Raw genomic sequence first — 25,681 nt, 5'->3', positions numbered from 1 at the left:
ATGGCCGCAGCGTTAACTTCGCCCAGAAACGTAAGAGACGGCGAAGCGGCGGCCACACCCAAGAGGGCGGTGCTTTGCGCGGCGGCAGCCCTCTCGGTGGCGGCTGTCCTCATCCACGTATGGGCCGCCTTCCAACACTTCCAGCAGTGGTGGGGCTACGGCGCGATGTTCCTTGCGACCGCGGCGGTCCAGGCGATCTTTGCCGCGGGCCTGCTGCGCCGACCGGGACAGCAATTCTTGCTGTCAGTGGTGGCGGGTAACCTCTCCATCGCGGGTGGGTACGTCGTTACGCGCACCGTCGGCATGCCGTTCTTGGGGCCGCACGCGTGGCACCCGGAGAAGGTAGGCGGGCTAGACCTCGCCGCGACGGCCTCGGAGGTCGCTCTCGCCGTCGCCGTCATCACGCTCCTCGTGGGCCGCTACCGGGCCGCGGTCGGGCACGTCCTGCTCCTATTCGGAGTCGTCGGTGCTCTCTCGGCCGGTGGCTGGGGGATCTCCTCCTCCCTCGGCGCCGAGCCGCCCGCCGCCCGGGTCGGAAGCTGGGTGCAGGCGCCTGGTGGGCTCCTTCGCGTTGACAGGGTGGCCCCCGAGAGCATGGCGGCCATGCAGATGGACAAGTTCGCCGAGCAGGGAATGAGCATGGGTGATCCGATGGGCATGGACATGGCGCCCGAAGGGCAGCGGCGCTTCGCCGTGGACGTCACGCTCGCGGCCGGGGAAGGCGGCGACCTCGCCTACTCTGCGGACGACTTCCGGCTCACGGGCGAGGGGATGGAAGGGGCCGGGCCCCTCCGGACCACCCTCACGGACGGCCCTGTTCCCGCAGGCGGCAGGATATCGGGCACCGTCGTCTTCCAGGCCCCCGAAGACGCCGACGGTTTGGAGCTGAGCCTCGGGGTCGGCGGAGATCCGGTCGCCCTGCCCCTCGAACCGACGAGCGGCGAGAACGGCGGCGATGGCGGGGGCCACGAGCACTAGCGGCTCGGCGCTCGGCGCGGACGATCAACGGAGGGCCCAACGAGACATCGGAGCATCTAATCTCCCGTCCCGCTCCCGCACCGTAGCGATTTTGCCTACGCCATCGGGATGCCGAGAGGCGAGAACGCATAGTAAGGGCACCGCAACTAAAGTCTAACGCCAGCGTGGTAGCTCTCACCACGTTGCTCCCGTGCTCAGGTGCGTGTCCTATGTCCCAGTAGGGCGTTTCGGGATTTCAGCGCAGACAAAATTTGAAATAGTCTTCATGTTTTCATACAATCTCTCGCATGGCACACTTCGAGGACGCGCCGCCCGACGCCAGGCTCCTGGAGCCCGGGGACGTGTTGGGCGGCGAGATGGGACGCGTGGACGAGAGGGTGGCCTCGCTGATGGGCGCCCTGTCCAACCCCACCCGCATCCGGGCGCTGTTCGCACTGCTGGGTGCTGGCGAGCTCGCGGTCGGGGAGCTCGCCAAGGCCGTGGGGATGAGCGAGTCGGCGACGAGCCACCAGCTGAGGGTCTTGCGGGACTTGGGGCTGGTCGAGCGCCGGAGGGAGGGCCGCAGGGTCTTCTACTCTTTGGCCGACGACCACCTCGGGGTTCTCCTCAAAGAGTCGCTCTACCACGTGGACCACGCCCGCCTCTCTTCGGGGGGTGGGCGAGTATGAGCGGTCGCCACGGTCACGGGGATGACCATCACGACGCCGATGGGCACCACGGGGGCGGGTGGGCCGGGGTGCGTCGTTCGTTCTCGCACGTGCTCTCGCATCTAAACCCGTTCGGCCACTCCCACGACGCCGCGGACTCGGTGGACGACGCCCTGGCCTCGAACGAGGAGGGCATCCGGGCGCTCAAGATCTCGCTGGTGGCGCTGGTGGTCACGGCGCTCCTGCAGGCTGTCGTGGTCGCCTTCTCTGGGTCGGTCGCGCTGCTCGCGGACACGATCCACAATTTCGGCGACGCGCTTACGGCCCTGCCCCTGTGGGTGGCCTTCGCGCTCGCGAAACGTCCAGCCAACAGGGCCTACACCTACGGCTACGGCCGGGCTGAGGATCTAGCCGGGGTCGCGATCGTGGGCCTCATCCTCTTCTCCGCGTGCGTGGCAGGCTACCAGTCGGTGACGAAGCTCATCAACGGCTCGGAGGTCTCCAATGTCGGGTGGGTCGCCGCCGCGGGGGTAGTGGGGTTCTTGGGTAACGAGTTGGTGGCTCAGTTCCGCATCCGGGTTGGCAAGAAGATCGGGAGCGCCGCGCTCGTGGCCGACGGCCAGCACGCCAGGACGGACGGGTTCACCTCGTTGGCGGTCGTGGCCGGCGCTTTGGGGGTGGCGTTCGGTTACCCGATCCTGGATCCGCTGGTGGGACTCGGGATCACGGTCGCCATCCTCTTCATCGTGAAGGACTCGGCGAGCTCGATGTGGAGACGGATGATGGACGCGGTCGAGCCAGAGGTCGTCGACTCTATAGAGGAGGTAGCCGCCGGCGTCCCCGGCGTAGAGGGGGTTGGTGTGGTCAGGGCGCGGTGGGTTGGCCACCGCATCCACTCGGAGGTCGAGATCGGCGTGCTGGGCGGCGTGAGTGCATCGGAGATCGCGAGGATCAGAGAGAGGCTCTCCGCGGAAGCTAGGCGCGCAGTACCTAAGCTCGAAAGGCTCGTGGTGGAGGCCGTGCCGTGCGGGTGATCCTCCGCTGGAGTGAGGACGAAAACAGGATTGATGATCACGGAAAAGGCGGCGCTGCGATCGCGACGGTCACGGCGAGTTCGCCTCCGACGAATCGGAGTCCGGAGAGTGAGCCCCCGCCGTGGGTCCTCTCAAGAATTGGGCGCCGCTCGACCTCTCTCGGCCCACGAGGGTCCCCGCCCCGCTCAGGCCCGCGATGAAAGTGCCGACCTTGGGACTCAGGGCCGTGGATCGGGCCCTCGGGGCCGCCTTCGGGCGGGGGCCGGCCGTCGAGCCTTTGTTCGGTTTCGGGGGCGGCTCCGGCAAGCTCTTCGACGGGCTCTCCGAGGAGGTGTCCGCCGAGGTTCCGTGTGTGGTGGAGAAGGACGCGGCATTCCTGAAATGGCGCTACGGTCCGGGCTCGCCCCCCAACCCGGTGACGATCTTGGGCGCCGTGGAGATGGCCGAGGTGGCACTGGAGAACGCCGAGCACGAGGAGATAAGGATCCTCGCCGAGGACATAGTCGGCGCCCAGGAGGCCGAGATAGAGGAGCTTCGCGGCATAAAGCGCGAAGAGTTCGGCACCTCTGAGATCCCTTCCGCCATGGCCCAGGGCGAGATGGACGCGATGGGGATGACCGACCCGCAGGAGCTCGCGGACAAGAGGCCGCTCGACAGGGCGTTTATCGACGCCATGATGCCGCACTATCGCTCGGCCATAGCGATGGCGAAGGTCGCCCTGAAGGAGAGCGACAACCAGCAGACAAAAGGGATCGCCCGGGACATCGTGGACGCCCAGAGGCGCGAAACAGGGCAGATGGAGCGGTGGCGCGAGCAGTGGTCCCCGCAGGGTTAAAAACGCGTGCCGAGGCCGGGAGTCCGCCTCCGGCCTCGGTCAGGGGGAGGTAGACCCGTGTCGAACGTCAAGAACCTGTTGTCCGGGCTTGTGGGGACGCCATCGAGACCTCTCCGGCTCTGTATCACGGGACCTAACGGCAACCTCGTGACCATCGGGCTTGCCCTTATCCCACAGACAGGAGGGCGACGACGCCCTCGGTTCCGGGCCCATCTTGCCGAACCGGCCGAGGAAGCACGACTACAAAGTCGAGGAGGCCGCGAGGAAACGCCACGAGCGGCTAGTGGATCAGTGGAGGGACATCCTGTGCCTCTACCTGGCCGGGGCCGACCTCCGCGACGTCTGCCGAAGGCTCGGCAAAGCGCCAGGACCGTCTACCGCTGCAAGGACCTCTCAGAATCTCCCCCGCGCCGGGCGTACAAGAGGAAGGCGAGCGCCTTGGACCCGTACGTCACGTACCTCCTCAAGCGCTGGAACGAAGGGTGCCGCAACGGCAAGCGGCTGTTCCGGGAGATCCGACAGCGGGGCTACCAGAACAGCGAGGAGGCCTGCGTCCGATTCATAGTTAGATCCTCATTAAAGACTTGATCGGCCTTCAGGCTTTGACTGCTTGAGCAGGCGTCCGAGCATGTCGATGCCGCCTTGATCTAGCGTCCTGTCTTCGACGATAACCGGCAGGTCAGCGGGAGCACCAAGCTGCGCCAAGTCGCGGGCTACGCGGCTGGAGCACACCACGGCCTGCGCCCGACCAAAGACCTCCCGCATCTCGTCACCGTTCTCCCACAGCGCCACCAAGTCAAGATGGTCCAGACCGGCTCCCTTGATCGAGCGCACCAAGTTGTAGACGCCCTCTCGCACGTCGCCGAGGACCGCCACGGTCGTCCCGGGGTCAAGGTCCTGAAGGCGCTGCAGATTGTCGAGGGTCGCGACCGACAACAGACCGACGGTTTCCACCCCAGTACCTTCTGTTAGGCTCTCGACCTCGCGCACGTGAAAGAAGGTCGTCACCACCCAAGACGAGGATACTTCCTCCCCGCGCCCGATGGCATCGCGGAGTTCCGAGATCAGGAGGCCCTTGGCCTGGACCGGCAACCGTTCCTCGAGCTCCGCGCTGAACTTCTGAACCTGCCAAGGATTGCACTCCACGAAGACGATTGGGATCTTCTCAAGCGCGGGACCCCCCGCGCGCGCCAGCAGCGCTCGTCCGACCTCCTCGGCGGAAAATCCGCGAGCCGCCGCCGACCAGAGAACCTCTTCCACAAGCCTTTCTCTCTCGGCCTCCCTAACGTTCACAGGCGGGCGCTTCACGCGCCGGCCCAGACCACGCCTGCTCTCAGCGTACCCTTGACGCTCGAGCCGGGACATGACGCGCGCGACGGTGTTCCGGTTGACCCTCAGGTAACCCGCCAATTCGCGGTTCGAGGGGAACTCGCCCCCCTCCTCAAAGTAACCGCTTAGGATGAGGTGCTTGAGTTGTTCTTCGAGCTGCACGTGGATCGGAACGCCCACGGAGGCGTCCACGTTGAGCAGATTTTGGTACGGGTCGCTTGACACACCTACCTACCTATGTGACTATGTCACCAACGCCGGATACCGGACTGGCGGTAAGCATAGCCCGGTTTACGTGCGATTAACAAGGTAAGAACCCTGACCTACTTTGTCGCGGGGGGTGACGCGTTGGTCAAAGTCGAGCAAAGGTTGCTGCTTACAGGGCAGGACGTGTCCGGGGCTGATGGGATGGTGCCGCGCTGGCTCGTGCGCGAGTACGGCCGTTTCCGAGATCGTCTCCTCGATCCCGAGTACCCGTGCTACTTCGGGACCTCCGCGGAGAAGCGGGGGGAGCTGCGCTACGGGTACGTCGAAGGAGACGACGTCGGACACGTACCCGCGCTGCTGCGGGAGTTCCTCGCCCTCTCGAAGGCCAACCCGCAGGTCAGGCACGCCCTGGCGCTGTTCTTCGAGCCCGAACGGGCGCGGAGGCCGCTATCTTTTTACGAGGAGCGGTTCTGGTACGTCCTACGTTTCCTGCACGGGCTGGACGAGAGTCCATGGCCGGAGGATCGTCCGTACGACCCTGTAGATCCCAAGTGGGAGTTCTGTTTCGCCGGGGAGCCGATGTTCGTGTTCGCCTCGGCGCCGGCGTATCGTCTCCGGGATTCGAGGAATATGGGCGATTCGCTGGTCCTCTTGTTCCAGCCCAGGAGGGTCTTCGACGGAATAGAGGGCGGGACGCCTGCCGGGACGCGGGCGCGCGAGATCATCCGAGCCAGGATGGAGGCGTGGGAGGGCATGGAGGCGCACCCGGACATGGGAAGCTACGGGGACCCGTCATCGCACGAGTGGAAACAGTACTTCCTGCCCGACGACAACACGCCCGTGACCGGGCGCTGTCCCTTCCACGCCGCGACGGACCGTGCGGTGACGCGCGGCGGCCTGGCGGGAGAACGGACACGGGCCCGGGAAAAAGGCGACCGAAGGGAGGACGCGATGACGCAAGAGGCGGGCAGAAGGCCCGAGATAGTCCGCGGCGGGGGCGTCGAGCTTGAGATGGCGGTGATGGAGCTGCTGCCAGAGACGGGTTCGGTGGAGGTTCAGCGCGACACCCCGGGGCGCGAGCACGAGACTCACACGCACCCGACCGACGAAACGCTCTTGATCGTCGACGGCTCGATCACGTTCCGCTACGACGACGAGGAGGCGGCCTGCACGTCGGGAGACCGCCTCCTTTTGCCCGAGGGCACGAAGCATTCCTCCGTGGCGGGCGAGGAAGGGTGCGTGTACGTGATCGCGCTGGAAACGGTGGCGTAGGGCGTCGTCGGGGGCGAGCAGCACGGGCCAACCTTAAGGGGTCCCGGAGAGGAGGGCATCATAGCGAAGGCGCCGAATTCGGGCGGGGGACCGAACGAGCCGATACTCGACTCCGACCCAAGCGTGGGTTCCCGGGAGGAGCGCGGGGAGCGCTTGGAGGGCACCCTCACGGTGACCTCGGCTGTGGCCCTCGCCCTCGGCGTGGTAATCGGCGCGGGGTTGCTCGCCCTGCCCGGGCTCGCGTACCGGGAAGCGGGTCCGGCCGCCGTGTACGCCTGGGTGATCGACGGCCTGATCGTCGTGCCTTTGCTCGTCATCTTCGGGTATCTGGGCTCACGCCACCCGCAGGCCGGCGGGATCGCGGGTTTCGTCCGGGAGGGTTTTGGACCGAGGGCCGGGGCCGCCACTGAGACCCTCCTCTTGGGCACTTTTTCTCTCGGTATCCCCGCCATAGCGATCGTCGGCGGGGACTACCTTTCTTACCTGACCGGCGGGGGGGACGCGATGGCGTCGGCCGCCGCGGCGGTGCTGGTGCTACTCGCCGGAACGACCAACGCTGCCGGAGCGCGCCTCTCCGGCAGCGTGCAGCAGATCGTTTCCTACCTGCTCGTCGCCGTGCTGTGTGGCGTGGCCGTCGCCGGTCTGACGGCCGGTTTTTCCGGCGCGGGATCCGCGGCGGGGTCCGGTATCGCGCCGCTCTCGGCGTGGGCGGGTGCCGTTCCGGCACTCGGACTGGTGTTCTTCGCGTTCACCGGCTGGGAGATGCTGTCCTTCACGACGGAGGAGTACAAGAACCCCAGGCGCGACTACCCGATAGCGGTGGCGGTCAGCTTCGTCGTGGTGATCGGCTTGTACGTGGCGCTAGCCCTGGCGGTACAACTCTTGCTATCGCCGGACGACCCGCGGATCTCGTCGGCTCCCATAGCGGCGGTGCTCGAGGAGTCGGTCGGCATTTGGAGCGGCGGGACGATGGCGGGGGTAGGGGTGGCGATCGTGGTGGCCAACGTCAACGGTGCCACCTGGGCGGCCTCCCGTTTGGCCTTCTCCTCGGCCAGAGAGGGCCTTCTCCCCGGCGGCCTCGCGCGAGTGACCACCGGTTCGCGGCTGCCACGTAACGCGGTGGTGGTCACCACCGCGGCCTTCTTGGTCGTCGTGGCGGCCCACGCCGCGGGCGCCTTCTCCCAACAGGCGATGCTTTCCCTGGCCGGACAAAACTTCTTCCTGCTTTACCTGTTCAGCGTCGGAGCCTACCTGCGCTTGGTCCGGTCGTGGCCGGCGCGAGCATTCGGGCTCTGCGCCCTCCTGCCTTGCTTGCTCGTGGCGGGGTCGTTCGGTTGGGGACTGCTCTATCCGGCTGTCTTGGTCGTCATGGGCGCTACCGCGCAAAGCCTCCGAAGAAGGGCCCACCAGGCTGCGACCGGGCAAAAAGAAACGGCACCCGAGAAAGGAGGTGCTCGCAAGGATGTTTGAGCCGGGTCCGACGACAGATACCACAGAAGTCCGGAAGGGCTTCGCCGCGGGGCCGCAGGAGCTCCAGGAGCCGCCGTGGTGGCGGTCGGGGGTGATCTACCAAATCTACCCGCGCAGCTTCAAAGACTCCAACGGCGACGGGGTTGACGATCTCGGGGACATCGCCGAAAAGCTCGGTTACCTGGAGTGGCTGGAGGTGGACGCCGCGTGGATTGGCCCGATCTGTCCGTCCCCGATGGCAGACTTCGGCTACGATATCTCTGACTACGAGGACGTCCACCCGATGTTCGGCACGCTAGAAGAATTTGACGAGATCCTCGAAACGGCGCACGAGCGGAGCATCAGGGTACTGCTCGACTTCGTGCCGAACCACACCTCGTCGTGATCGTGGGCACGGTGGTGTACGAGTCCGGGTTCGCGACGGCGAAGGTTCCGATGTGGTCGACTGCTACCGGCGGCGTGGAAGAAGGCAAGCGTGGCTAGGCCTCCGGCGTGCCGAACTCTTCGATTGGGCTCGGCAACGCTCTTGCCCTCCTCGGGGTGAGGCCACAGGACTGCGTGGTGGTGGAAGACGCACCCATCGGTGTCCAGGCAGCCCGGGCGGCCCGCATGTCGGTGGTGGCCCTCACCACCACGCACCCCGCCAGAATGCTAGCGGAGGCGGACGCCTCGGTCGGCTCGTTGAGGAACCTGAACTCAGTGTTAGCGGCCCTGCAGGCGGCTGGTGGAGACGCGCGTGGTGGCATGATGTGAAGACGCCCGTTCCCATCGCACAGACCCGTTACTTGCGCAACGAGCACCAGAGATGAGGGGTCGCTGCAATCCTCGGAGACCGCGCAGGACCCGTCGGGTCGCGAGACTCGGCATTACGTGCCACCCGCAACCGGTCGCCGCGGTCGGGCGGCTCGAAGGTTGACGGCGACCGTTCGCGAGAGACGAAGGAGGAAGCCTTGTCCGCACGCCTGCGAAACGAAAACGGGCTACGGCGTCGACGAGACCGGAACTTACCACGAACGAGGAGTAGAGGTGCTGACGGCAATCTGAGGAGACGGGGAGGAGGGGGCTATGATCGATCCGGAGGGACTGCTGGAGCAAGCCCAAGAGGACCTGTACGCAAACAGACGGGTGCTCGTGGCAGGGTTCGTTCATCAGACGAACGCGTTCGTCGAGGGGCGTACGAACCTGGAGGACTTCGAGATCCATCGCGGCGGAGAGATGCTGCGCATGCGGGCCGGCGCCTCGCCGGTTTCGGGAGTGATGGAGGTCGCGGAGGACAAAGGCTGGGAGGCGCTGCCCGTTGTGGACGTGCGTGCCATCTCAGGACCGACGGTCGCCGACGCCGTAGTGGACCTCTTCTGGGCCGAGTTCCGGGCGGTCGCCGACAGGGAGGCGGAGGATGGTATCGATGGCGTCTTCCTCGTCTTGCACGGGGCGATGGTGAGTGAGTCTTTGCAGGACGTCGAGGGCGAGATGCTGCGTCGCATCCGCGGCGTCGAGCACCTCTCCCAGGTGCCGATCTGCGGGGTGATAGACCCGCACGCCAACTTCACGGAGGCCATGGGGCGCCAGTCGGACGGGTTTATCGCCCATCGGCAGAATCCTCCGACGGATTTGAGGGATGCGGCGACCCTCGCTGCCGACATACTCGAAGGGCTGATGCAGACTGAGAGTCGGCCGACGACCGTCCGGGACCACCCGCCGATCATGTGGCCGCCCTCCGGGACGACGACGGACGAGGAACCCATGCTCCCCCTCGAAAGGCGCGCAAGGGAGATCGAAGCCGAGCTTCCCGACGTCCTGGCCGTCAACGTCCTCGCCGGCTTCCCGTACGCCGACGTGCCCGAGGCGGGGGTGGGTTTCTCTGCCGTGACTACGGGCGACCTGGAGCTCTCGCGCGGCGCTTTGCGGGAACTCAACGTGATGGCATCCTCCCTACGCGAAGCCGGAACCCCTTCCCTGATGACTCTGGAGGAGGCGATGACGCGCCTGGGGGATCATCTTGAAGGTCCGGTCTTGCTCGTCGAGCCTTCGGACAACGTGGGCGCGGGCGCGGCGGGAGACGCCACGCACGTTCTGCGCGCGCTGGTGGACCACGGCGTCCCCGACGCCGGGGTGGTGATCAACGACCCCGAGACCGTGGCAGTCCTGGGAGATGCGGTGCTGGGCGAGCGCCGCGCCGTCGAGATCGGTGGCAAGAGCGGGGAGATCGGCTCGGGGCCTCTGCCCCTGGAGGTGGAGTTGGTCTACAGGAGTGACGGACGGTTCGAGGCGGAGAACCGGGAGGGCCATCTTACCGGCTCATCTGGCGGAGAGACCTACATGGGTCCGTGCGCCGTCGTCAGGCACGGGGGCGTGAGCGTGCTGCTGACAAGCCGGAGAACACCCTCGTGTGACCTCGCGCAGTGGCGCAGCCAGGGCATCGATCCCGAAGATCTGTTCGTGATCGCGGTCAAGGCCGCCACCGAGCACGAGCGGGCCTACGGTCCCATAGCGAGGGCCAGCTACGTCCTGGACCTCCCGGGGCCGTGCGCCGAGAGCCTGACGCGCCTGCCCTTCGAGAACGTGAGCCGGCCCGTCTACCCATTGGACGAACTGTAAACAGGTGAGGAAAGGTGCCGCGGTACGGGCTCCTAGGACGTCAGCCTTATTCTCTTCGTAACCGATTCCTAACAGTCCTTTAACCCGCGGTACCCGTCCCTGGCCTAGTATGGGAGGCGTTATCAGGAGACGGGGGTAAGCAATGGCCACGCATACGGCGGTCGAGAAGGCAGGAGTGTGCGGCGACGAGGAGGCTTTCCTCCGGGCGACCGCCTCGCTCGGCGAGGCACGCCGGGACGGGAAGTGCAGGTCGGCCGAGCTCCTGGCGGCCGTGGTGGAAGAGTTGGCCTTCGACCTGGGCGCCGGAGATTTCCCACCCGCGGGGGCCAGGGCAACGCACGCTCTATCGAGGCACGGCATCGAAGCGCGCTCGACCTGGTAGCCGCGCGGCGACGATCCCACCCGACGAGGCTCAGCCGTCGTCATCCTGGATAGGAGACGGCCTTGCGCGCCGAGACGCCGCGCCGTAGTCAGTCGTCGGGACCAGAGGGCCTCCGCTCGAGCTCCACGAACAGATCCGCCAGCGTGGTCCCGAGCGCCCGCGCTATCCGGTTTGCGGTCCCGATGGTGACGTTCCTCTCCCCCCGCTCGACCGAGCTGACGTAGGTCTGGTGCAGCCCCACCCTGAAGGAGAAGTCTTCCTGCGAGTAGCCCTTCGCCTGGCGCAGGCGCCGCACCAGCTCGCCGAACCTCTTCGCCAACTCCTCCTCGGCCATGGGACCGAGCGTAGGGAGCCGCGGGCAAAGAGTTTATAGACTAAATATAATAAGACCCGCAAAACAACGATTTACATGTCCTCTTTGCGTCGCCTCTCCGGGGACCCCTCTCGGGCGAGGGTCCCCGGAAAGCCTCGGAAGGAGTGCTTGGAGTGGGCCGGTACCGTTTGACCGTTTCACCTACGAATGAGGAGTTCCTGCGTCCGCACGCACTGAGCGATGAGGGCTCGTTCTCCCACTGACTGCCCTATCGATCGTCGGGAGAGGGGAGAGGCCATGACCAACGCTGAGCCTGGTTTCGAAATAGAGGTCGCGAACGTCGAGGAGTTTCTGCGGTTGCTGAAGGAGAGGGAAGACGAGAATGACCGGCATAACGGACGCGGCGTCACGGGAAAGGGCGTGTTCGTTGCACAGATGATGGACCGGCAACCCTCGAACTTCGTGTTTCCGCTCGTCAGGCGTTACATAATCGCCGCTTTCGCCTACGGGAGGGACCGGGTCTCCTACACCAGGACCACCTCCAACGCCGTGGAACTACCCGAGACCGTCGCCAAGACCGAAGACCGGCAGCAAGAGGCCTGTGAAGAGATTCGGACGGAGATCGAACGCGGGCTGCGGGAGTTTGACCTCGGCGTGCCCGTCCACGAAGGCTTCCTGCGCCACCCGGCGGAATAAGATCGTGGCTGCCGAAGTCGGAGCAGGCTGAAGGCCAGCAAGGGCCAACGCAACCCAGAAGAGTACGCGAGGCAACAGGATACGTCGCGGGCACAGGCCGCCAGCAATCGTCGTCTCTCGCCTCTGACCGCGGCGGCCGGACAAGAGACCGGACAATAACATGATGGGCTATACCGATATTGTCGGTATAATTTGGTGTGCCGACCTCCTGTGCGACGCGCACGGTTCGTATGAGGAAGCCTGGAAGGGGTGAAGATGACCGACAAGAAACGGGCCAACGGCCTGGGTAGCAAGCCGAAGCAGCGCAAAGACGGACGCTTCTACTCCAACTACACGGTCTACGTCAGGGGGCCGAAGGGGAGGGTGCCCAAGCTGAGGACCGTCTACGGCAAGACGCCGACCGAGTGCGAGCGCAACCTCATCCGCGCCCTCGGGGATCGCGACGACAGCGTCCTTCTGGACTCGCACAACCCCCAACTCGCCGACTACCTGCCGTGGTGGCTGGAGAAAGTCGTGGCCGACACGGTGAAGCAGACGACCTGGGACGGCTACGCCCGCATGGCGAGTCGTCACCTCGCGCCCATTCTGGGCCACGTCAGGCTCAAAGAACTCGACCAGGATCACGTGCTCGACCTCAAGTCGGAGATGCTCTCCTCCGGCCTCTCGAACCGCACCGTGCGCTACGCCATGCAGACCCTTGGTAAGGCCCTTGGATACGCGGTAGGGAGGGGCACGATACCTGCCAACCCGGTCCGCGCGGTCAAGCCGCCGCGCAAGGTCAAGCGGCAGCTCGACGTGTGGACCCTGCAGGACGTGCTGCGGTTCTTCCGGGCCGCGCGACTGGACAGGATGGGGCCGCTGTACGTGCTAGCGGCGACGACGGGCCTCCGCGAGGGCGAGATCCTCGGCCTCTGGTGGCGCGACGTGCATCTGGATGCCTCGGACGGCCCGATCCTGCGCGTGCAGCGGAACCTGGTCCGTTCTTCGACCGGCGTCGAGATCGAGCACCTCAAGACCGACGAGGGCCGCCCCGTGGAGCTGACCCGGATGGGCGTCGGTGCCCTCAAACGTCAGCGGAAGCAGCAGGAGGGGGAGAGGCTGGCCGCCGGCGACCGTTGGGGCGTCCCGCGGATGAAGAAGTCCCGCCGCTACGACCTCGGGGATCTGGTCTTTACCACCCGCAACGGCACCCATATAGATCCCTCAAACCTCTCCGCCAAGCACTTCCGGCCTTTCCTCCGGCGCGCCGGTTTGCCGAGGATAAGGTTCCACGACCTCAGGCACACCCTGGCGACCGTGATGTTCTCCGAGCTACGTGCCCATCCTAAGGCGGTCCAGGGCATGTTCGGCCACAAGGACGTCAAGATCACGCTGGACACGTATACTCACTACCTGCCCACCATGCAGGCCCCCTACGTCGCTAACCTCGACGAGCTGTTTGGCGAGTGGACGGACGAAGATGTCGACTGAAGCCTAACTAAGGGTTTCCTACCCAAACCTAGCCACGGGCCGACGCTACACATACCCGTTGCCGGACTGGCAGTAGCACACCCACAACCCGACTCGATTCGTGAGGTTTGAGAAACGTCAGTGGCCCAGAATCCGGACAGGCTACGCTTCGAGGGTCTGAATCTTTATGCGGTCTTGTAACACCACTCCGAAATCAGACCCCAAACATATCCCAACTGCCTCTTCAGGAGCCCCCAAAATCCGCATACTAATTCGGCGGACCGCATCTTTATTCGCCCAACTTCGGAGATATGTATCTCCAGGTAGTTCTCACGCACCCGACGTTGTCGACCACGTCCGAGGTTCGTCGGCGCGCTCTTCCTCCGGTCACAACATGCGCACGCCTGATGTGTATCATAGTGCTATGTTCTTGCGCCTCTTCGAAGCTGACCCGGCGGTGGGGGTAGCCTTCTTGTTGGGCCTCGTCATGGGCATAACGATACACGAGGCCGCCCACGCAACCTCCGCCTACCTGCTCGGCGACGACACCGCTTATCGCGACGGCAGGGTGACGCTCAACCCCCTCTCGCACCTCGACGTGCTCGGCAGCCTGATGCTGCTGATGGCCGGCTTTGGGTGGGGCAGGCCGACTCCGGTGGTGCCCTCCAAGCTGAGGGGCGGGGTGCTCGGGCCGGTGGCCGTCGCGCTCGCCGGTCCCGTCTCGAACCTGCTGATCGTGGCCGTCTGCGCCGCCCTTTTCCTCGTTCCGGTCTTTCAGAGCGGCTACCTGCCGATTGTCGTGGCGATGGTAGCGTTCACCAACGCGCTGCTCTTCTTCTTCAACCTCATCCCAATCCCCCCGTTAGACGGGGCCAAGGTCCTCTTCCCGTTTTTGCCCCGCGCCCTGGACGGCTTCGTGATGTTCATGAATCAGTACGGACCGATGATCCTGCTGGGTCTAATACTGATAGCCTTCCTGACACCCCTCCCCATCTTCGGCATCCTGCTCGCCCTGGTACGCTCCCTTCTCACCTTCTTCGGACTACCTGTGCCCTTCTAAGGCGATTCGAAAGCTCCGGGAATCCCGCCCAGACTAGGACGCTCACGATTTGGGCTCTTTCGAACTTAGTAGGTTGCCCCTTCGCTCCCGAGGGGCCAAGGAAGGTGCGTTCAGGCATCTTGGCGAGGTTCCTATTGGGGTCGGTCGCACTCCCAAAGGGCGTACATCTGCCTACCGTCCTCGACGCTCACCTCGAGGCGGCCCTCGGCCGCCAACTGCCGTAGCATCCAGTCGGCCTCCTCCCCCCTGAGCGACGTCTCCAGCGCCGCCCCCGCCGCTGTCAGCTTCCCGCGGCGCCCGAGCGCCTCCAGCAGCTCCCTCTCCTTGATACCCTCGGCAACGCTTGAGCTGATAGGCGCCGCGGCGGGTACCCTTGCTTCGCCGACCCTTCGGCGCACTCGACGGATACGCCCGCCAAGCTCGACCGCGACGCTCGCGGCCAAGGGGCCGGGCAGGGCCCGGGCGAGCACGGCCGAGAGCGCTAGCGCTATCACCAGCGCAAGGAGAACCTTCCTCAATGCCTCGGGGGGAGCCGGGGCGTCGGGCACCGTCGCCTTCTCGCGCACGGCGGCCGTAAAATTGCTACCGCCCACGCTCATTTCGGAGATGCGCTCGGAGGACACCGCGGCGAACGCGTTGGCGATCCGCTCGGCCGCTTCCGGGTCGGTGCCCCTGTAGGTAATGCGTATGGAACTCGTGCCCCAGACCTGCTCGACGGTCACGTTGTCCAGGACTTCGCCCGGGGACGCGGCCGACCCCAAGCTTCGGACGGTCTCTTCGGCCACGGGGCGCGAGTCGATGACGCCTATGAGCGGCACTACCCACTCGTCGGGCCCCTCCGTCAGGACCACCGCTTCGCCGCGCGCCGGCGGGTTGCCCTGCCGATTCCCGTGCTGCAAGCCTACCAGCACCTCGGCGGACGCCTCGTACGTGGGCGTCTGCAGGAGACTCGCCACGATCAGGGCCACCGCGACGAGCACCACCGCCCCCGCCGCCACCTTCGCCGTTCTACGGTCCATCATCGCCAGCACGATGCCCTTCTCTTCTGGCGCTGCGTCAACAGGCAACTAGAAAAGTATACGCGGTTGACCACGGCCAGAAACACCCTCGAACAAATGCCAGCCCCGCCGGGGCGGGGCTGGCAGCTAACAAGGCTTTCCGGTTAGCTCAGAACTTGCTTTTCGCTCTCGTTTCCTGCGATGATCCCAATACGCCGACCAGGGACTCTTATCAGTGGAAAGACTCGCCGCCCGATCCAACCAGCGCGTTGGTGGTCCAGTGCGATTCGTGATTGGCGTTAGTGTAGGTGGCGTTGCAGTTCCCGTCGTTTCTTGCGATGGCGACGTGCCAATTGGCTGTCTGATTATTCCAGGCGGTCCCTTTCGCGGACGCGTTGTCGGGCGTGCGGTTGCATACCTCTATTACGCTGTCCGGCTCGCTTCCGGCGTACAAGAAACTCACATCTCTGGATCCGCCCACGGAGAAGCGCGAATACGCGGGCGAGCCTTGATGGTCGTGCCCCGAGAGTCCGGCGTATTCGTTGCCAAAGACGTGACCGAACACTTCGTCTAATTGCAGGCCGTAGAACACCTCGGGTATCACTAACCCCAGGCCCTGCTCGGGAGCAGTCTCGTTCACGGTGGTCCAGGTGCTCGCCACGGGCGATCCCGTGATCCCTCGGCTGGTACCTTTCACCTCGAAGGTGTGCTCGACCTCGAGGGCGAGCCCGCGGTAGGTGACCGGCGAAGTGCAAACCTTCCAAGATCCGCCGTCGATCCGGCACCGGTAGGACGAAGCCGCGGGGTACGACTCGGCGGTACCGAACTCTATCGTCGCGTCGTGGACGGTCGGCCTGTCGGAGTCCTCGATCGCCGTCGTCACCGAGACGAGACCGGTCCCCGTCTCGTTGGCCGCCTTCATGACATCAAAGCGGTCGCGGTAGGACGGGGAGTGCACGTGATCACGGTCTCCGGAGTGTGCGGCTGCGGGCCTCGGAGATAGGACCGCAAGAGCCGCGAGCATCAAGGCGGCCAACACAAGGGCCGCGGCGAACACCGTGCCGAGGCTCCACAGCCGATTTCCATGAGGGTTCACTACTGTACCTCCTTGCCGTTGTATGCCACGTGCTCCTCCTTGATCCACCTTCAAAGAAGCGATCGGCGGAAGGAGCAACTATCCTCCCCCTTAGGCAAGCAATCACCCCCTCGGACCTCGTTACGATGCGTGTCCCTGCCCGTCTTGATAAGGTACTTGGGGAGACCGGAACTGTGCTGCGGTCTGTTCTCCACGTTGCTAATGCTACGTCCTTCCCGTTGACCGCAGTCGGCGACCAAACCAAAGAGCCCGTTTGGGCTAGTCCCCACGCGAATAGCATGTTAGCAATGTCACAAGACGCCGGTCAAATGCGCAGCATCGTATGTTTTATCCGTACACATCTAGCAAACGGAGAGCTCGGTGCTGCGGGAGTTGGCAAAGGCAAGCGTTAAGGTTTGCTGTGGGCGTTTGGCAGTCGGATGCGGAAGCTCTTGCGACTAGGGGTGAGGAAATGAATAGAAGCCACACTTCCAAGAAGGGCAACAAGCCGAAGTCCGGGCGATGTGATCGATCCGACGTTAGCCCCAGGCCTCGCGGTAAGGGAACAGGGCCTGCTGCAGCGACCCGGGTAGCTGTCTTCTCGGAGCGTAGTCTTCCAGCCTCAGGGCCTTGAGCCATCCGTCCTGTCCGAGGGAGTCGAGACCAAAGAGCCTCAGCTGCAGCTGCGCTAGCGCGGTCGTGCTCTCGAAGAGCACGGGACGCGAGAACGCCCGCGGCTTGCCGGTGCCGGCCGCAAACTCCACGTCGTAGCGGGAAAGGGGCTCGCCAGCGTGCTCTACTGTGAGCGTTTTCTCCCTGAGCCACAGGGCGGCTTCTTCGCCCGCGAGGCTCTCCTCTCCGTAGACCTTCCAGCGCCGCCACACGACGTAGCCAGAGGGATTCAACACCCTGACGAAACGCTCGGAGAAGAAGGCCCGGTCCAGCTGCTCCCTCCGGTGGCCCGCCCCCGGGACCCACGAGAGCACCTCCTTAGGCGAGCGCCGGCCCTCGGACGGACCCCATAGTGCAGCCGGCCCACAGAAACGAGGCCGAAGGGACTGCGGATGGAAACGCGGCGACGGCGAACAACGACACGCCCCAGCGCTCAGGCCGCCACGTCGGCCACTTGACAAGATAGTGCCTTCTCATGGAACGATTGCCAAGGCTGGCGCCTCTCGATCTCCTCCTTGCGGACGCCCAGAGCTTCGTAAACTGCGAGGGCCCTCTTGGCGCGGAAGATCCCGCCGCCGTCCGTGACGAGCGCCTCCGGGGAGCCGTGCTCCTCCACGGCCCGGTGGAGAACGCACAGGAAGGCGGCCTGGTCCTGGGCACGCGAGACGGAGCTTGCCAGGATCGCCCTGCTGTAATTGTCCAGGACGGAGATCACGTAGACCGTGCCCCCGCCCAGTTTGTGGTCCTGTATGTAGCGCACGTCCGCCGTCCACCACTGGTGGCGCCTCCCGGCCAGGAAGGGCATCTCCCTCTTCTCCTTGGCCGGTCCCTTAGGCTTCTCCAGGCCGTAGAGTTTTCGGTTTACCGCCAAGAAGATCCTGCCGCAGGTGCGGGGGCTGAGGTAGATGCCCACCTGCGCCAGCGCGGCGTGGACACGGAACTCGCCGAGGTGGGGGTTCTCCTGCAGGCTCTTCACGGCAGCATAGGCCCTCAGGTCGGTTTTCCTCGCGCCCCCACCGGTGTTGGGCCTGTCGTCGAGGCCCTCCACGCCCTCCTCTATCCAGCGCCGGAACGCCCGGTAAACCGTGGAGCGGGCGGTCCCAAAGTATGAGGCGATGCTCTTCACGTTCCAGCCTTCGGCGTGCAGCCTCACCACCGCCGTCCGCCTCTCGCGGGGTTCACCCATCTCGCGGTAAAGCGGGAAACGGCGGACCATGCGCAGGGGGATCGGCTCCTCGGCGAGGACCCGCTCGACCGTTCGGTAGTCCGGCCTCCTGCCGAACCGAACGTAGCAGACGGTCGAGATCTCGTGGGGGCGCATGGGCGGGTGCTCGGCCTTGAGGTCCACGATAAGGCGGCGCATCGCGGGCGGCAGGGAGCGCCGCTTCGCGCCTCCCGCGGCGAAAAGCGAGTCCATGCCTTCCGACCGGAACCGAGAAACCCTACGGTACAAGGTCCTCTGCGAGGAACCCGTCTCCGCGGCTCGTTCGGCGACGGGCATGCCGAACAGAACCAGAGGCCTGAGCTCCTCGTAGGCCAACTGCTCCGGCCAACGGCAGAGTAGCTCCAGCTGTTCCCAGTCGTCGGTCGGCTCGACGCGCCGTCGGCGTGTCCGTTCGCCCATACTCCGCCCCTCCCGCGGTGGACCTGCGTGTCGGTCCTGGGAGAAGAACCATGCCACATCCGGCGGTCAGGGGCTACCCGAGAGCTGTTCTTCGGCGCTCGCCCTGTTACTGCCAGTCCGGTGACGGATATGTGTAGCGTCGGCCGGCTCTGTCGGCCTCTTGGAGCCACCCGTCGAGCCTCTCGCCCTCGAGGTCGCGGACCATCACCGCGAAGTCCTGCGCCAGCCTGCGGGCGTCGGCGAGCGCCTGGTCGGAGGCGCACAGCCTTTCCAGGTACCCCTCCTGCTCCTCGCTGAGCTTCTCTTGCCTTCGCACGAACAGCGCGGCGACGTTCTTGGTGGTCGGGGAGAACCCGGCCACGGAGCCCCTCCTCGCCCGCGGCACCGAGGACGGCGGTTTGCCTTTCGCCTCGGCGCGCCTTATCTGGGCTATGAACCTAGCGCAGGTCTCCTGGCTGTTTCGGTAACCCCGCTCGCGGATCTCCCGGAACAGCCGCTAGCCGTTCCTGCACCCTTCGCCCCACCGCTCGAGGAGGTACGGCACGTAGGGGTCGATGACGCTCTTCCTGCGTCCGTGCGACCTGCGCGGCGGGGGCTCCGTGAGGTCCTTGCAGCGGTAGACGGTCCTGGCGCTTACGCCGAGCACCCGGCAGATGTGGCGGAGGTCCGCGCCTGCCAGGTAAAGGCGGCGGATGTCCTCCCATTGGCGGACCAGCCGCTCGTGGCGCCTCCTGGCGGCTTCTTCTATCTTGCGGTCGTGGTTCCTCGGTCGGTTGGGCATGATGGGTCCCGAAGCGAAGGACCTGTCGCTCCTGTCTTCTGGGGCCGCCTCGGGCGAGGCAGCCGCGCGCAGCGCGGGTCCCTTCCGGAGCAGGAACTCCTCCAGCGTCTGGGCCAGGTTGTGCATAAGGTGCCAGCGGTCGGCGATCTGGATGGCCTCGGGGGCGCCCTTGGCCAGGGCCTCGCGGTAGATGTTCGAGCGGTCGCGGGCGGCGGTCTCCACCTCGGGGTGCCGCCCCAACCGGGCAACGAGGCTTTCTTGGGATCGCTCGGGGAGCAGATCCGCCGCCCTGCGGCGTTCGAGGTCCACCAGGATCGTCCCGTAGCGGGCGCCGCGACGGAACGCGAAGTCGTCCACGCCCAGCACCCGCACCTTACCCGGGTCCTGTAGCGGCGCGCTCTTCGCCCTTCGGAGCAGGGCGTCTCGGCCGACCACGAGGCCGAGCTCCGCGGCCAGCCTGGCTCCTGCCCTGCCTCCCAGTTCCAAGACGATCGCCAGCAGCGCCCCTTCCAAACGGCCGGTCTTTCGGGCACGGGCGGCGACGTCCGGCAGCCTCTCGCAGAAGATCCTCCTCTCGCACGGGGCCTCGTCGCAGAACAAGCGCCGCGCGCGGACCCGCAGCGTCACGGAGATGCCGTGCCAGGGCAGGTCCGAGACCGTACGTGAATAGCGACTGTGTGTACCCGGGACGAGTCGCGCTCGCAGAGCGGACAGACGCATCTCCTCGACCCGGAGGACACCGAGATGCTCACGTGTCCGGTCTCGATGCGGAGGTTTTCGAGTCGCAGGCCTTCGGGGAGCAGTTCGTGGGTCGCGATCACGGTCCTCATGGCGGCGCTTCTCCTTACTTGGCTCGACGGAGCCCAACGGTAAGTCCTGTTCACCAGGAAAGCGACAGAGCCCGTCGGCCGTGGCGAGGTTTGTTTACCCGGTTATGGTCGAGTTATGGTCAAATGCCTCCATAGGAAGCTACACGCCCCGATCGGGCGCATCGCAAATTACCTGCAAACAAGCATAAATATACCTGACGGCATCTAGGCCGATGACGGTGGTTACGCCCGACTCTGGATCACTTAGTCCTGGTTCGAATTCAGATCCGGCAGCCCCGCTTGGGCCCCATTCTACGGGACTTTCAGTTTTCGATGTTTTCGCTAGACTCCAGTGGACCCCTATCGATACGCATGGGGTTAGGGTCGAATTCTATGAACGTATGTCGAAAAGCTTCGGCCCGACCTGGCACTGGCAGAGTTGATCAACACGGGAGTTGGCCAGGGCGGTACTGTCTACGTTACGCTCGATGCCGGAACTCGTCTCCAGAGTCTCCATATGTACACACAGTAAGGTTTCTAGGACAATAGGCCTGTGAGGACCAGTTACTTCAAGGTCGATAAGAAAGACTGAAATATGGAGATCCAACGCAGGGACCTCGAGGTGTTGTGCTGCAAGCGGTTCTTCGAGGAGCAGGTCTCGTCGCGTAAGGCGGACCGTCCCGAGTTCAGGGCGACGCTGAAGTTTTCTCCGGAGATCCACTTTGTATGGGTACCCCGGTAATGACGGCCACGAGAGTGGCGTGGAACGGTGAACAACTTGCGAAGCCCCGGTGAGTCGTTGCAGTTATCGGCGAAGAGAGCCTCTGGATGATCGACTGGTCTAGGCTCGAACCCGGGCAGCGCGACAAGACCGGAAGGTTCGAGGAATTGTGCTATCAGGTGGAGAAGGGAGTCTACGGCTCCGAGGCGCGGTTCGTCTCCGTGGACGACAGCGGCGGTGGGGACGGCGTCGAGTTCTACGCAACCTTCCCCGACGAGACGCAGTGGGGATGGCAGGCCAAGTTCTTCTTTCCCGATACCCGGCTCACCCCCGGCCGTAAGGCTCAGATAAAGAAGTCTTTACAAAGGGCCTGCGATGTTCACCCCGACCTAACCAAATGGTTTCTGTGCGTCCCCGGGGAGCTAACAACGACCGAGCGGAAGTGGTTCGAAGAGAGGTTGCCTGGGTCCATCCTCGGCGGTAGGACCGTGGTGCCCGAAGGGCGAAGCGTGACGTTGGAGTTTCTCGGCCACCAATACCTTTCCGACAAGCTCAGCGAGGAGCGCTTTGCGGGCAAGAGGCGCTACTTCTTCGGCGAGTTGGAGCTCTCCGTGCAGTGGTTCCGGGGCCAGTTCGAGAAGCAATTACGAGGCGTGCGCGACAAGTACGAGCGACCGCTCCATACCGAGACCCACGATGAGGTGCTGGTCCACGCTCTGCTCGCGGACGACGCTTTTGGGGACGACTTGGATCGAAGGCTAGGCGTCCTCCGGCAGGACTTGGCCGACTACGACCGGCGGGTCGAAGAACTTGCGGCGGGCATACCCAGGCAAGTGGAGTTCGGCGACGTCCGGGGGGGCCTACTTAAAGCCGTGCGAGACATGCGTCCGGCTCTTGAAGGACTGTTAGATCGCTTGTCCGAAATCCGCGAGCACGTACGACGCGGGGAGTTGGACCTCGTTCGGCAAGGGGCACACGACCTCCCTCTCGAATCCCTGCTCGTGGAGCTAAGCGCTTACCAAAACGTACGAGATAAGATCGACGTAGCGTCGTTGGGCTACTCAGGGCCGCCCGACCACGAGGAGGACTACAAGCTCCGGGCGGAGCGCACGCTGGGCGGTCCGTGGAACTACGCCGCGGAGATCCACGACGGGGCCCGCCGAATACGCTCCCTGTTGGACTACTTGAACAAGCCGGATCTCCACGCGCTGGGTGACCCGGGACAGGGCAAGACTCACCTCGCCTGCTGGATATGCGACGAGAGGATAGACAAAGGCCTACCGGCGATCTTCCTCCCCGGCAAGAACTTCGTCGGGGAGGGGAGCTTCGAAACCCAACTGCGCGAGCTGCTCGACCTGCCGCCATCGTACGGGTGGAACGATTTCGTGGGGGCTTTGGAGGCGGCGGCCGAAGCCCACCGCACCCGCATCCCCATAGTGATAGACGGATTGAACGAGGCCGTCAGGAATGGGCGGTTTTCCACGGTCTGGGAGAGGCACCTGCCAGGCCTCGTGGCGGAGATCTCCAAGGCGCCCGAGGTGACGCTCATTACCACGTCGCGCTCCTCGTATAGAGATGCGATCTGGCCGAACGAGGGCGGGGTGCCCGAGAACGCCATCTTCGTCGACGGCTTCGGTTTCGACGGGGTCGACGAGGCGATCGACAGGTACTTCGCCGCCTACAAGATACGGGCCGACCTCACCGCGACCCCGCTCGATCAGTTCGCCCACCCCATATACCTCAAGCTCTTCTGCGAGGCGAAGAACCCCAAGCGGCGGGAGTGGGTCGACGTGCAGGTAGGCGAGGAGACCCTCTTCGAGATCTTCGACCAGTACCTGCGGCGGTGTGACGCGGAGGCGGCCCGTCGCCTGGAACTTCGCCGTGGCACCCCAGTGGTCAGCCAAGCACTCCAAAGGCTGGCGGCGCACCTGTGGCTGCACGGCGGCCGGTTCGTGCCCATTAGGGAAGCCGCGAGGCTCGTCGACGGGGCGGAGCTGGAGCACCTCGTTTGGGACGTATCGCGCACTAACGCGATGGAGAGCGAAGGCTTGGTGGTGTGCCGGGACCTGCTGGGAGAAGGGGAAGCGTACCTCATAACCTACGACCTCATGGCCGGGTACCTCATCGCCCGCCACATAATCGGACAGAACGACGACCTCAAGGGCTTCCTTAATTCAAACCGTGCCGTCGAGCTCCTCTACGGGAGCGATTTCAGCCAGCGGCATCCGCTCCACGAGGACATCCGACGATCGCTCGCCGCCCTCGCGCCCGGGCTTAAGGGCCGGCACCTGCACGAGCTCACGGACAACGAGGTGGCCGTCTCGGACTCGGTACGCGCTCTGTTCGAGATTTCCGCGGAGCACGTCGGAGAGTCGAGCGTGCGGCTCGTTGCCGAGCGCTTCGGTCAGGAGGCGCGTCGGCGGGAGCTCCTGAGCCTGTCCTACCCGATCATCGTCCGCCCAGGACACCCCTTGAACGCCGACTTCTGGCACGAGCAGCTGAAGAGACTGCCGCTGCCGGAAAGGGACCTGTCGTGGTCCGAGCACTTGCGCACAACGCAAGGGCTTGCGGCACAACTGATCCGTTTGTTGGAGGCACGTTGCAGCAAGACGGATGAGGCCCCGGCAGAGCTCGCCGACAGGCTGCGGTTGACGGCAGAGTACGCCATGTGGACGCTGACATCCACGGTTAGGGACCTCAGGGACAGGGCGACGCGCGCCCTCTATTGGTACGGTAGGCGCTTTCCGGAAGAGTTTTTCACGCTCGTTGAGGGGTCCTTCGAGATCGACGACCCGTGTGTCTCCGAGCGCATGCTGGCAGCTTGCTACGGTGTCGCGATGGCGCGCCGGTACGACCCGGCCGACCGCGGATTCGTAGAAGGCACGCTACTGAGGTGGGCGGAGAAGCTCTACGCCGCCATGTTCGCGGTGGGTGCGCCGCACGCGACCACGCACATCCTTGCCAGGAACTACGCGCGGAGGACGATCGAGATCGCCGCGCTTCACCACCCCGATGTGTTTACGGATGAGCGGCTCGGTCGCACGAGGCCACCCTACCGAGATGGGGGACTCAGGGACTGGGGTCAGAGCGAGGACAGAAACGAGGGCGGCTACCGCGGCGGAGGCAGTCCCTTCAACCCGTTGGAAGACGACCCCATGGGGCAACTGGGACGCGGGATCTCCAAGTACCACTCTGGCGCGCCTGAGTACAGGACGGCGAAGGCCAACCTCTGGTGGCGCGTCTACGACCTCGGTTACTCGTTTGACGCTTTCGGCCCTGTGGACGCCCGAATAAACAGAGAAGCTTCTTACGCGAGACGCTACGACGACGGGCGCGGATGGGCGGAAGGGTACGGTCGCAAGTATGTGCGGGTGGCGACCCGTGAGCTGGCGGGCCACAGGGACGACCTCGGTCTGCTCAGGGAAGAAGGCGACTGGGAGGTGAACCCGTCGCACGTCGATATAGACCCCAGCTTCCCCGAGAGACCACCCGAACTCCTGCTCGTCCCGGGCGACCTGCTCGGGGACCGGCGTGAGCCGCTCGGAGACTGGATCTCGCGCGGTCCGAATTTCGCCTTCAAGGACGTCCTCGAGGTGGAAACACTGGACGGCGAACGGGGGCCGTGGGTACTTCTGTGGGGCCACGTTACGCAGCACGACGAGAAGCACCGGCGGTACATGTTCTGCTTCATGCAGGGCCTCCTGTTGGAAGCTGCGGACGCGGATGAGATCCTGGGCGCGGTAAACGGCGCCGAAGAGAACCGTCTTGACGCTACCGACATCCCGGAGATCCACTATGCCTACGCGGGCGAGATACCATGGTGCGAAACCTACCCGTCGACCGAACCCTCCGAGATCGCCCTGATCTTGGGCGAAACGACGGTCGCTACGAAAAAGGTCGAGATCGAGTTCGTCCGCGACGGCGAGAGCGTCAGCGACGCCGAGGTTACGCGTTTGATGTCCCACTGTCTAGGCGATGAGGATGATGTTTCCGAAACGCAAGATGATGACGAAGCTGCGGTCAGAGAATTCGGCCGCGCTTTGCAGGAGCGGGGTATCGAGTTGCTGGAGCGAGAGGTCACGGTGAACGAGCGACGCCTCGATATGGAATCGCGCCAGATGACGATGCCCGTAAACAGGCATAGATTCTCGGGCGGTCGCAGCGATGTCACGCCAGACTTTTCGCCTTGCGTTCCCGCCCGGCAGATCGCGGACGACTTAGGTCTGACCAACAGACCGCAGACCTACGACCTTTTCGCCTCCGACGGGCGCCGAGCATCGTTGTCTTTCGCACACGGTGAGGGGTTGTCGGACATGCAAGAGTTCACCTTCATCCGCAAAGACCACCTGGACCGCTACCTCAACGGAAGCGGCCAGCGCCTCGCATGGGCGATCTACGGCGAACGGGCATTCTACGACGGCGGTATGGGAGAGGCAGAGGCGCTGCTGGGCGACGCCCCGCCCTACGTTCGCTACGAAAAGACCCGGCTCTACGATTGAGCGGCCTGACTCTCGGCTTTGGCGGCGCGGCGCCTCTAGCTCCCTGACGGGCGAAATCCCATTTCGGTACCATTGCCCATAGGCACCCATACGCCGACTTAGGGGTGCATGCGTCTCCCGACGCTCCCACCTTGAGTGCGGTACTGGAGGAATCCCTCGGGCTTACCGGAGATCCTGCTCTCAAGGGTTTGATGCTCGAAGCCGCCGATTGGTACAGGTAGACGGTCGCCTT

At 64.9% G+C, this 25,681-nt stretch carries 24 protein-coding genes; 16 read left to right on the top strand and 8 right to left on the bottom strand.

Annotated features, from left to right (window positions below; genetic code table 11):
* The 5 genes from GBA63_RS18880 (at window position 1) to GBA63_RS18860 (ending at window position 4,082) form a co-directional block, all read left to right on the top strand.
* Entirely contained in the window at window positions 1-978 is a 978-nt protein-coding gene (locus GBA63_RS18880; protein WP_166178608.1) for a DUF4352 domain-containing protein, read from the top strand.
* Window positions 979-1,265: 287 nt separating this feature from the next.
* Window positions 1,266-1,646 carry an ArsR/SmtB family transcription factor gene (locus GBA63_RS18875; RefSeq protein WP_166178606.1) on the top strand — a complete coding sequence of 127 codons (381 nt, stop codon included), beginning with the start codon at window positions 1,266-1,268 and terminating at the stop codon, window positions 1,644-1,646.
* Window positions 1,643-2,659 carry a cation diffusion facilitator family transporter gene (locus GBA63_RS18870; RefSeq protein WP_166178604.1) on the top strand — a complete coding sequence of 339 codons (1,017 nt, stop codon included), beginning with the start codon at window positions 1,643-1,645 and terminating at the stop codon, window positions 2,657-2,659. Before GBA63_RS18875 ends, GBA63_RS18870 begins: the two co-directional genes overlap by 4 nt.
* Before the next feature lie 211 nt (window positions 2,660-2,870).
* Complete coding sequence (locus GBA63_RS18865; RefSeq protein ID WP_166178602.1) at window positions 2,871-3,494, top strand: DUF305 domain-containing protein; 624 nt, start codon at window positions 2,871-2,873, stop codon at window positions 3,492-3,494.
* A 438-nt stretch (window positions 3,495-3,932) separates the two neighbouring features.
* Window positions 3,933-4,082 carry a hypothetical protein gene (locus GBA63_RS18860; RefSeq protein ID WP_166178600.1) on the top strand — a complete coding sequence of 50 codons (150 nt, stop codon included), beginning with the start codon at window positions 3,933-3,935 and terminating at the stop codon, window positions 4,080-4,082.
* On the opposite strand, the gene GBA63_RS18855 is transcribed toward GBA63_RS18860, so the two are convergent.
* Window positions 4,071-5,015, bottom strand: a complete 945-nt coding sequence (locus tag GBA63_RS18855) for a GntR family transcriptional regulator (protein WP_166178598.1) — start codon at window positions 5,013-5,015, stop codon at window positions 4,071-4,073. The two genes, GBA63_RS18860 and GBA63_RS18855, sit on opposite strands and share 12 nt — an antisense overlap.
* A gap of 156 nt (window positions 5,016-5,171) precedes the next feature.
* On the opposite strand from GBA63_RS18855, the gene GBA63_RS18850 reads away from it, so the two are divergent.
* From GBA63_RS18850 to GBA63_RS18825, 6 genes are all read left to right on the top strand, one after another.
* Window positions 5,172-6,302: a YqcI/YcgG family protein gene (locus tag GBA63_RS18850; protein ID WP_166178596.1), complete on the top strand. Its 1,131-nt coding sequence runs from the start codon at window positions 5,172-5,174 to the stop codon at window positions 6,300-6,302.
* A gap of 153 nt (window positions 6,303-6,455) precedes the next feature.
* A complete protein-coding gene (locus tag GBA63_RS18845; RefSeq protein ID WP_166178594.1) occupies window positions 6,456-7,772 on the top strand; it encodes an APC family permease in 1,317 nt (438 codons plus the stop codon).
* The gene (locus tag GBA63_RS18840; RefSeq protein ID WP_166178592.1) at window positions 7,765-8,157 is read left to right on the top strand and encodes an alpha-amylase family glycosyl hydrolase; all 393 of its coding nucleotides are present in this window, start codon (window positions 7,765-7,767) and stop codon (window positions 8,155-8,157) included. The genes GBA63_RS18845 and GBA63_RS18840 overlap by 8 nt, the downstream gene beginning before the upstream one ends.
* A gap of 107 nt (window positions 8,158-8,264) precedes the next feature.
* Window positions 8,265-8,525 carry an HAD-IA family hydrolase gene (locus tag GBA63_RS18835; RefSeq protein WP_166178590.1) on the top strand — a complete coding sequence of 87 codons (261 nt, stop codon included), beginning with the start codon at window positions 8,265-8,267 and terminating at the stop codon, window positions 8,523-8,525.
* Window positions 8,526-8,837: 312 nt separating this feature from the next.
* Window positions 8,838-10,370, top strand: coding sequence for a M81 family metallopeptidase (locus tag GBA63_RS18830; RefSeq protein ID WP_166178589.1), 1,533 nt, complete (start codon window positions 8,838-8,840; stop codon window positions 10,368-10,370).
* A 142-nt stretch (window positions 10,371-10,512) separates the two neighbouring features.
* On the top strand, window positions 10,513-10,752 hold the full coding sequence (locus GBA63_RS18825) for a hypothetical protein (protein WP_166178587.1): 240 nt from the start codon (window positions 10,513-10,515) through the stop codon (window positions 10,750-10,752).
* An 88-nt stretch (window positions 10,753-10,840) separates the two neighbouring features.
* Here GBA63_RS18825 and GBA63_RS18820 read toward each other — a convergent pair whose 3' ends face one another.
* A complete protein-coding gene (locus GBA63_RS18820) occupies window positions 10,841-11,071 on the bottom strand; it encodes a helix-turn-helix transcriptional regulator (RefSeq protein WP_207956915.1) in 231 nt (76 codons plus the stop codon).
* Window positions 11,072-11,362: 291 nt separating this feature from the next.
* Here GBA63_RS18820 and GBA63_RS18815 point away from each other — a divergent pair, with 291 nt between their 5' ends.
* From GBA63_RS18815 to GBA63_RS18805, 3 genes are all read left to right on the top strand, one after another.
* Window positions 11,363-11,761, top strand: a complete 399-nt coding sequence (locus GBA63_RS18815; RefSeq protein WP_166178584.1) for a hypothetical protein — start codon at window positions 11,363-11,365, stop codon at window positions 11,759-11,761.
* A 255-nt stretch (window positions 11,762-12,016) separates the two neighbouring features.
* Complete coding sequence (locus tag GBA63_RS18810; protein WP_166178582.1) at window positions 12,017-13,231, top strand: site-specific integrase; 1,215 nt, start codon at window positions 12,017-12,019, stop codon at window positions 13,229-13,231.
* Window positions 13,232-13,667: 436 nt separating this feature from the next.
* A complete protein-coding gene (locus tag GBA63_RS18805; RefSeq protein ID WP_166178580.1) occupies window positions 13,668-14,270 on the top strand; it encodes a site-2 protease family protein in 603 nt (200 codons plus the stop codon).
* A gap of 131 nt (window positions 14,271-14,401) precedes the next feature.
* On the opposite strand, the gene GBA63_RS18800 is transcribed toward GBA63_RS18805, so the two are convergent.
* The 6 genes from GBA63_RS18800 to GBA63_RS18775 form a co-directional block, all read right to left on the bottom strand.
* Window positions 14,402-15,337 carry a YveK family protein gene (locus GBA63_RS18800; protein WP_166178578.1) on the bottom strand — a complete coding sequence of 312 codons (936 nt, stop codon included), beginning with the start codon at window positions 15,335-15,337 and terminating at the stop codon, window positions 14,402-14,404.
* A 163-nt stretch (window positions 15,338-15,500) separates the two neighbouring features.
* Entirely contained in the window at window positions 15,501-16,364 is an 864-nt protein-coding gene (locus GBA63_RS18795) for a hypothetical protein (RefSeq protein ID WP_166178576.1), read from the bottom strand.
* Between the two features lie 518 nt (window positions 16,365-16,882).
* Window positions 16,883-17,329 carry a hypothetical protein gene (locus GBA63_RS18790; RefSeq protein ID WP_166178574.1) on the bottom strand — a complete coding sequence of 149 codons (447 nt, stop codon included), beginning with the start codon at window positions 17,327-17,329 and terminating at the stop codon, window positions 16,883-16,885.
* 119 nt (window positions 17,330-17,448) lie between these two features.
* Entirely contained in the window at window positions 17,449-18,639 is a 1,191-nt protein-coding gene (locus tag GBA63_RS18785) for a helix-turn-helix domain-containing protein (protein WP_166178572.1), read from the bottom strand.
* 106 nt (window positions 18,640-18,745) lie between these two features.
* Window positions 18,746-19,000, bottom strand: a complete 255-nt coding sequence (locus tag GBA63_RS18780; RefSeq protein ID WP_166178570.1) for a transposase — start codon at window positions 18,998-19,000, stop codon at window positions 18,746-18,748.
* Window positions 19,001-19,135: 135 nt separating this feature from the next.
* The gene (locus tag GBA63_RS18775; RefSeq protein ID WP_166178568.1) at window positions 19,136-20,140 is read right to left on the bottom strand and encodes an ISL3 family transposase; all 1,005 of its coding nucleotides are present in this window, start codon (window positions 20,138-20,140) and stop codon (window positions 19,136-19,138) included.
* Window positions 20,141-20,824: 684 nt separating this feature from the next.
* Here GBA63_RS18775 and GBA63_RS18770 point away from each other — a divergent pair.
* Both GBA63_RS18770 and GBA63_RS18765 read left to right on the top strand, forming a co-directional pair.
* Window positions 20,825-20,971 (top strand): recombinase family protein, encoded by a 147-nt coding sequence (locus GBA63_RS18770; RefSeq protein ID WP_166178566.1) that lies wholly within the window; start codon window positions 20,825-20,827, stop codon window positions 20,969-20,971.
* An 86-nt stretch (window positions 20,972-21,057) separates the two neighbouring features.
* Window positions 21,058-25,449 carry an NACHT domain-containing protein gene (locus GBA63_RS18765; protein ID WP_166178564.1) on the top strand — a complete coding sequence of 1,464 codons (4,392 nt, stop codon included), beginning with the start codon at window positions 21,058-21,060 and terminating at the stop codon, window positions 25,447-25,449.
* The last annotated feature ends 232 nt before the right edge of the window (window positions 25,450-25,681 follow it).

The organism is Rubrobacter tropicus (genome assembly GCF_011492945.1).
In the GTDB taxonomy this organism is placed as follows: Bacteria; Actinomycetota; Rubrobacteria; order Rubrobacterales; family Rubrobacteraceae; genus Rubrobacter_D; species Rubrobacter_D tropicus.
The sequence above is the reverse complement of the archived record's forward strand: the minus strand, read 5'-3'. Positions and strand labels throughout refer to the sequence as shown.

Coding starts and splice junctions, on each gene's coding strand:
- GBA63_RS18880 (WP_166178608.1), top strand. CDS start 1: ATGGCCGCAGCGTTAACTTCGCCCAGAAACGTAAGAGACGGCGAAGCG.
- GBA63_RS18875 (WP_166178606.1), top strand. CDS start 1,266: ATGGCACACTTCGAGGACGCGCCGCCCGACGCCAGGCTCCTGGAGCCC.
- GBA63_RS18870 (WP_166178604.1), top strand. CDS start 1,643: ATGAGCGGTCGCCACGGTCACGGGGATGACCATCACGACGCCGATGGG.
- GBA63_RS18840 (WP_166178592.1), top strand. CDS start 7,765: ATGTTTGAGCCGGGTCCGACGACAGATACCACAGAAGTCCGGAAGGGC.
- GBA63_RS18830 (WP_166178589.1), top strand. CDS start 8,838: ATGATCGATCCGGAGGGACTGCTGGAGCAAGCCCAAGAGGACCTGTAC.
- GBA63_RS18825 (WP_166178587.1), top strand. CDS start 10,513: ATGGCCACGCATACGGCGGTCGAGAAGGCAGGAGTGTGCGGCGACGAG.
- GBA63_RS18815 (WP_166178584.1), top strand. CDS start 11,363: ATGACCAACGCTGAGCCTGGTTTCGAAATAGAGGTCGCGAACGTCGAG.
- GBA63_RS18810 (WP_166178582.1), top strand. CDS start 12,017: ATGACCGACAAGAAACGGGCCAACGGCCTGGGTAGCAAGCCGAAGCAG.
- GBA63_RS18785 (WP_166178572.1), bottom strand. CDS start 18,639: ATGGGCGAACGGACACGCCGACGGCGCGTCGAGCCGACCGACGACTGG.
- GBA63_RS18775 (WP_166178568.1), bottom strand. CDS start 20,140: ATGCGTCTGTCCGCTCTGCGAGCGCGACTCGTCCCGGGTACACACAGT.
- GBA63_RS18770 (WP_166178566.1), top strand. CDS start 20,825: ATGGAGATCCAACGCAGGGACCTCGAGGTGTTGTGCTGCAAGCGGTTC.
- GBA63_RS18765 (WP_166178564.1), top strand. CDS start 21,058: ATGATCGACTGGTCTAGGCTCGAACCCGGGCAGCGCGACAAGACCGGA.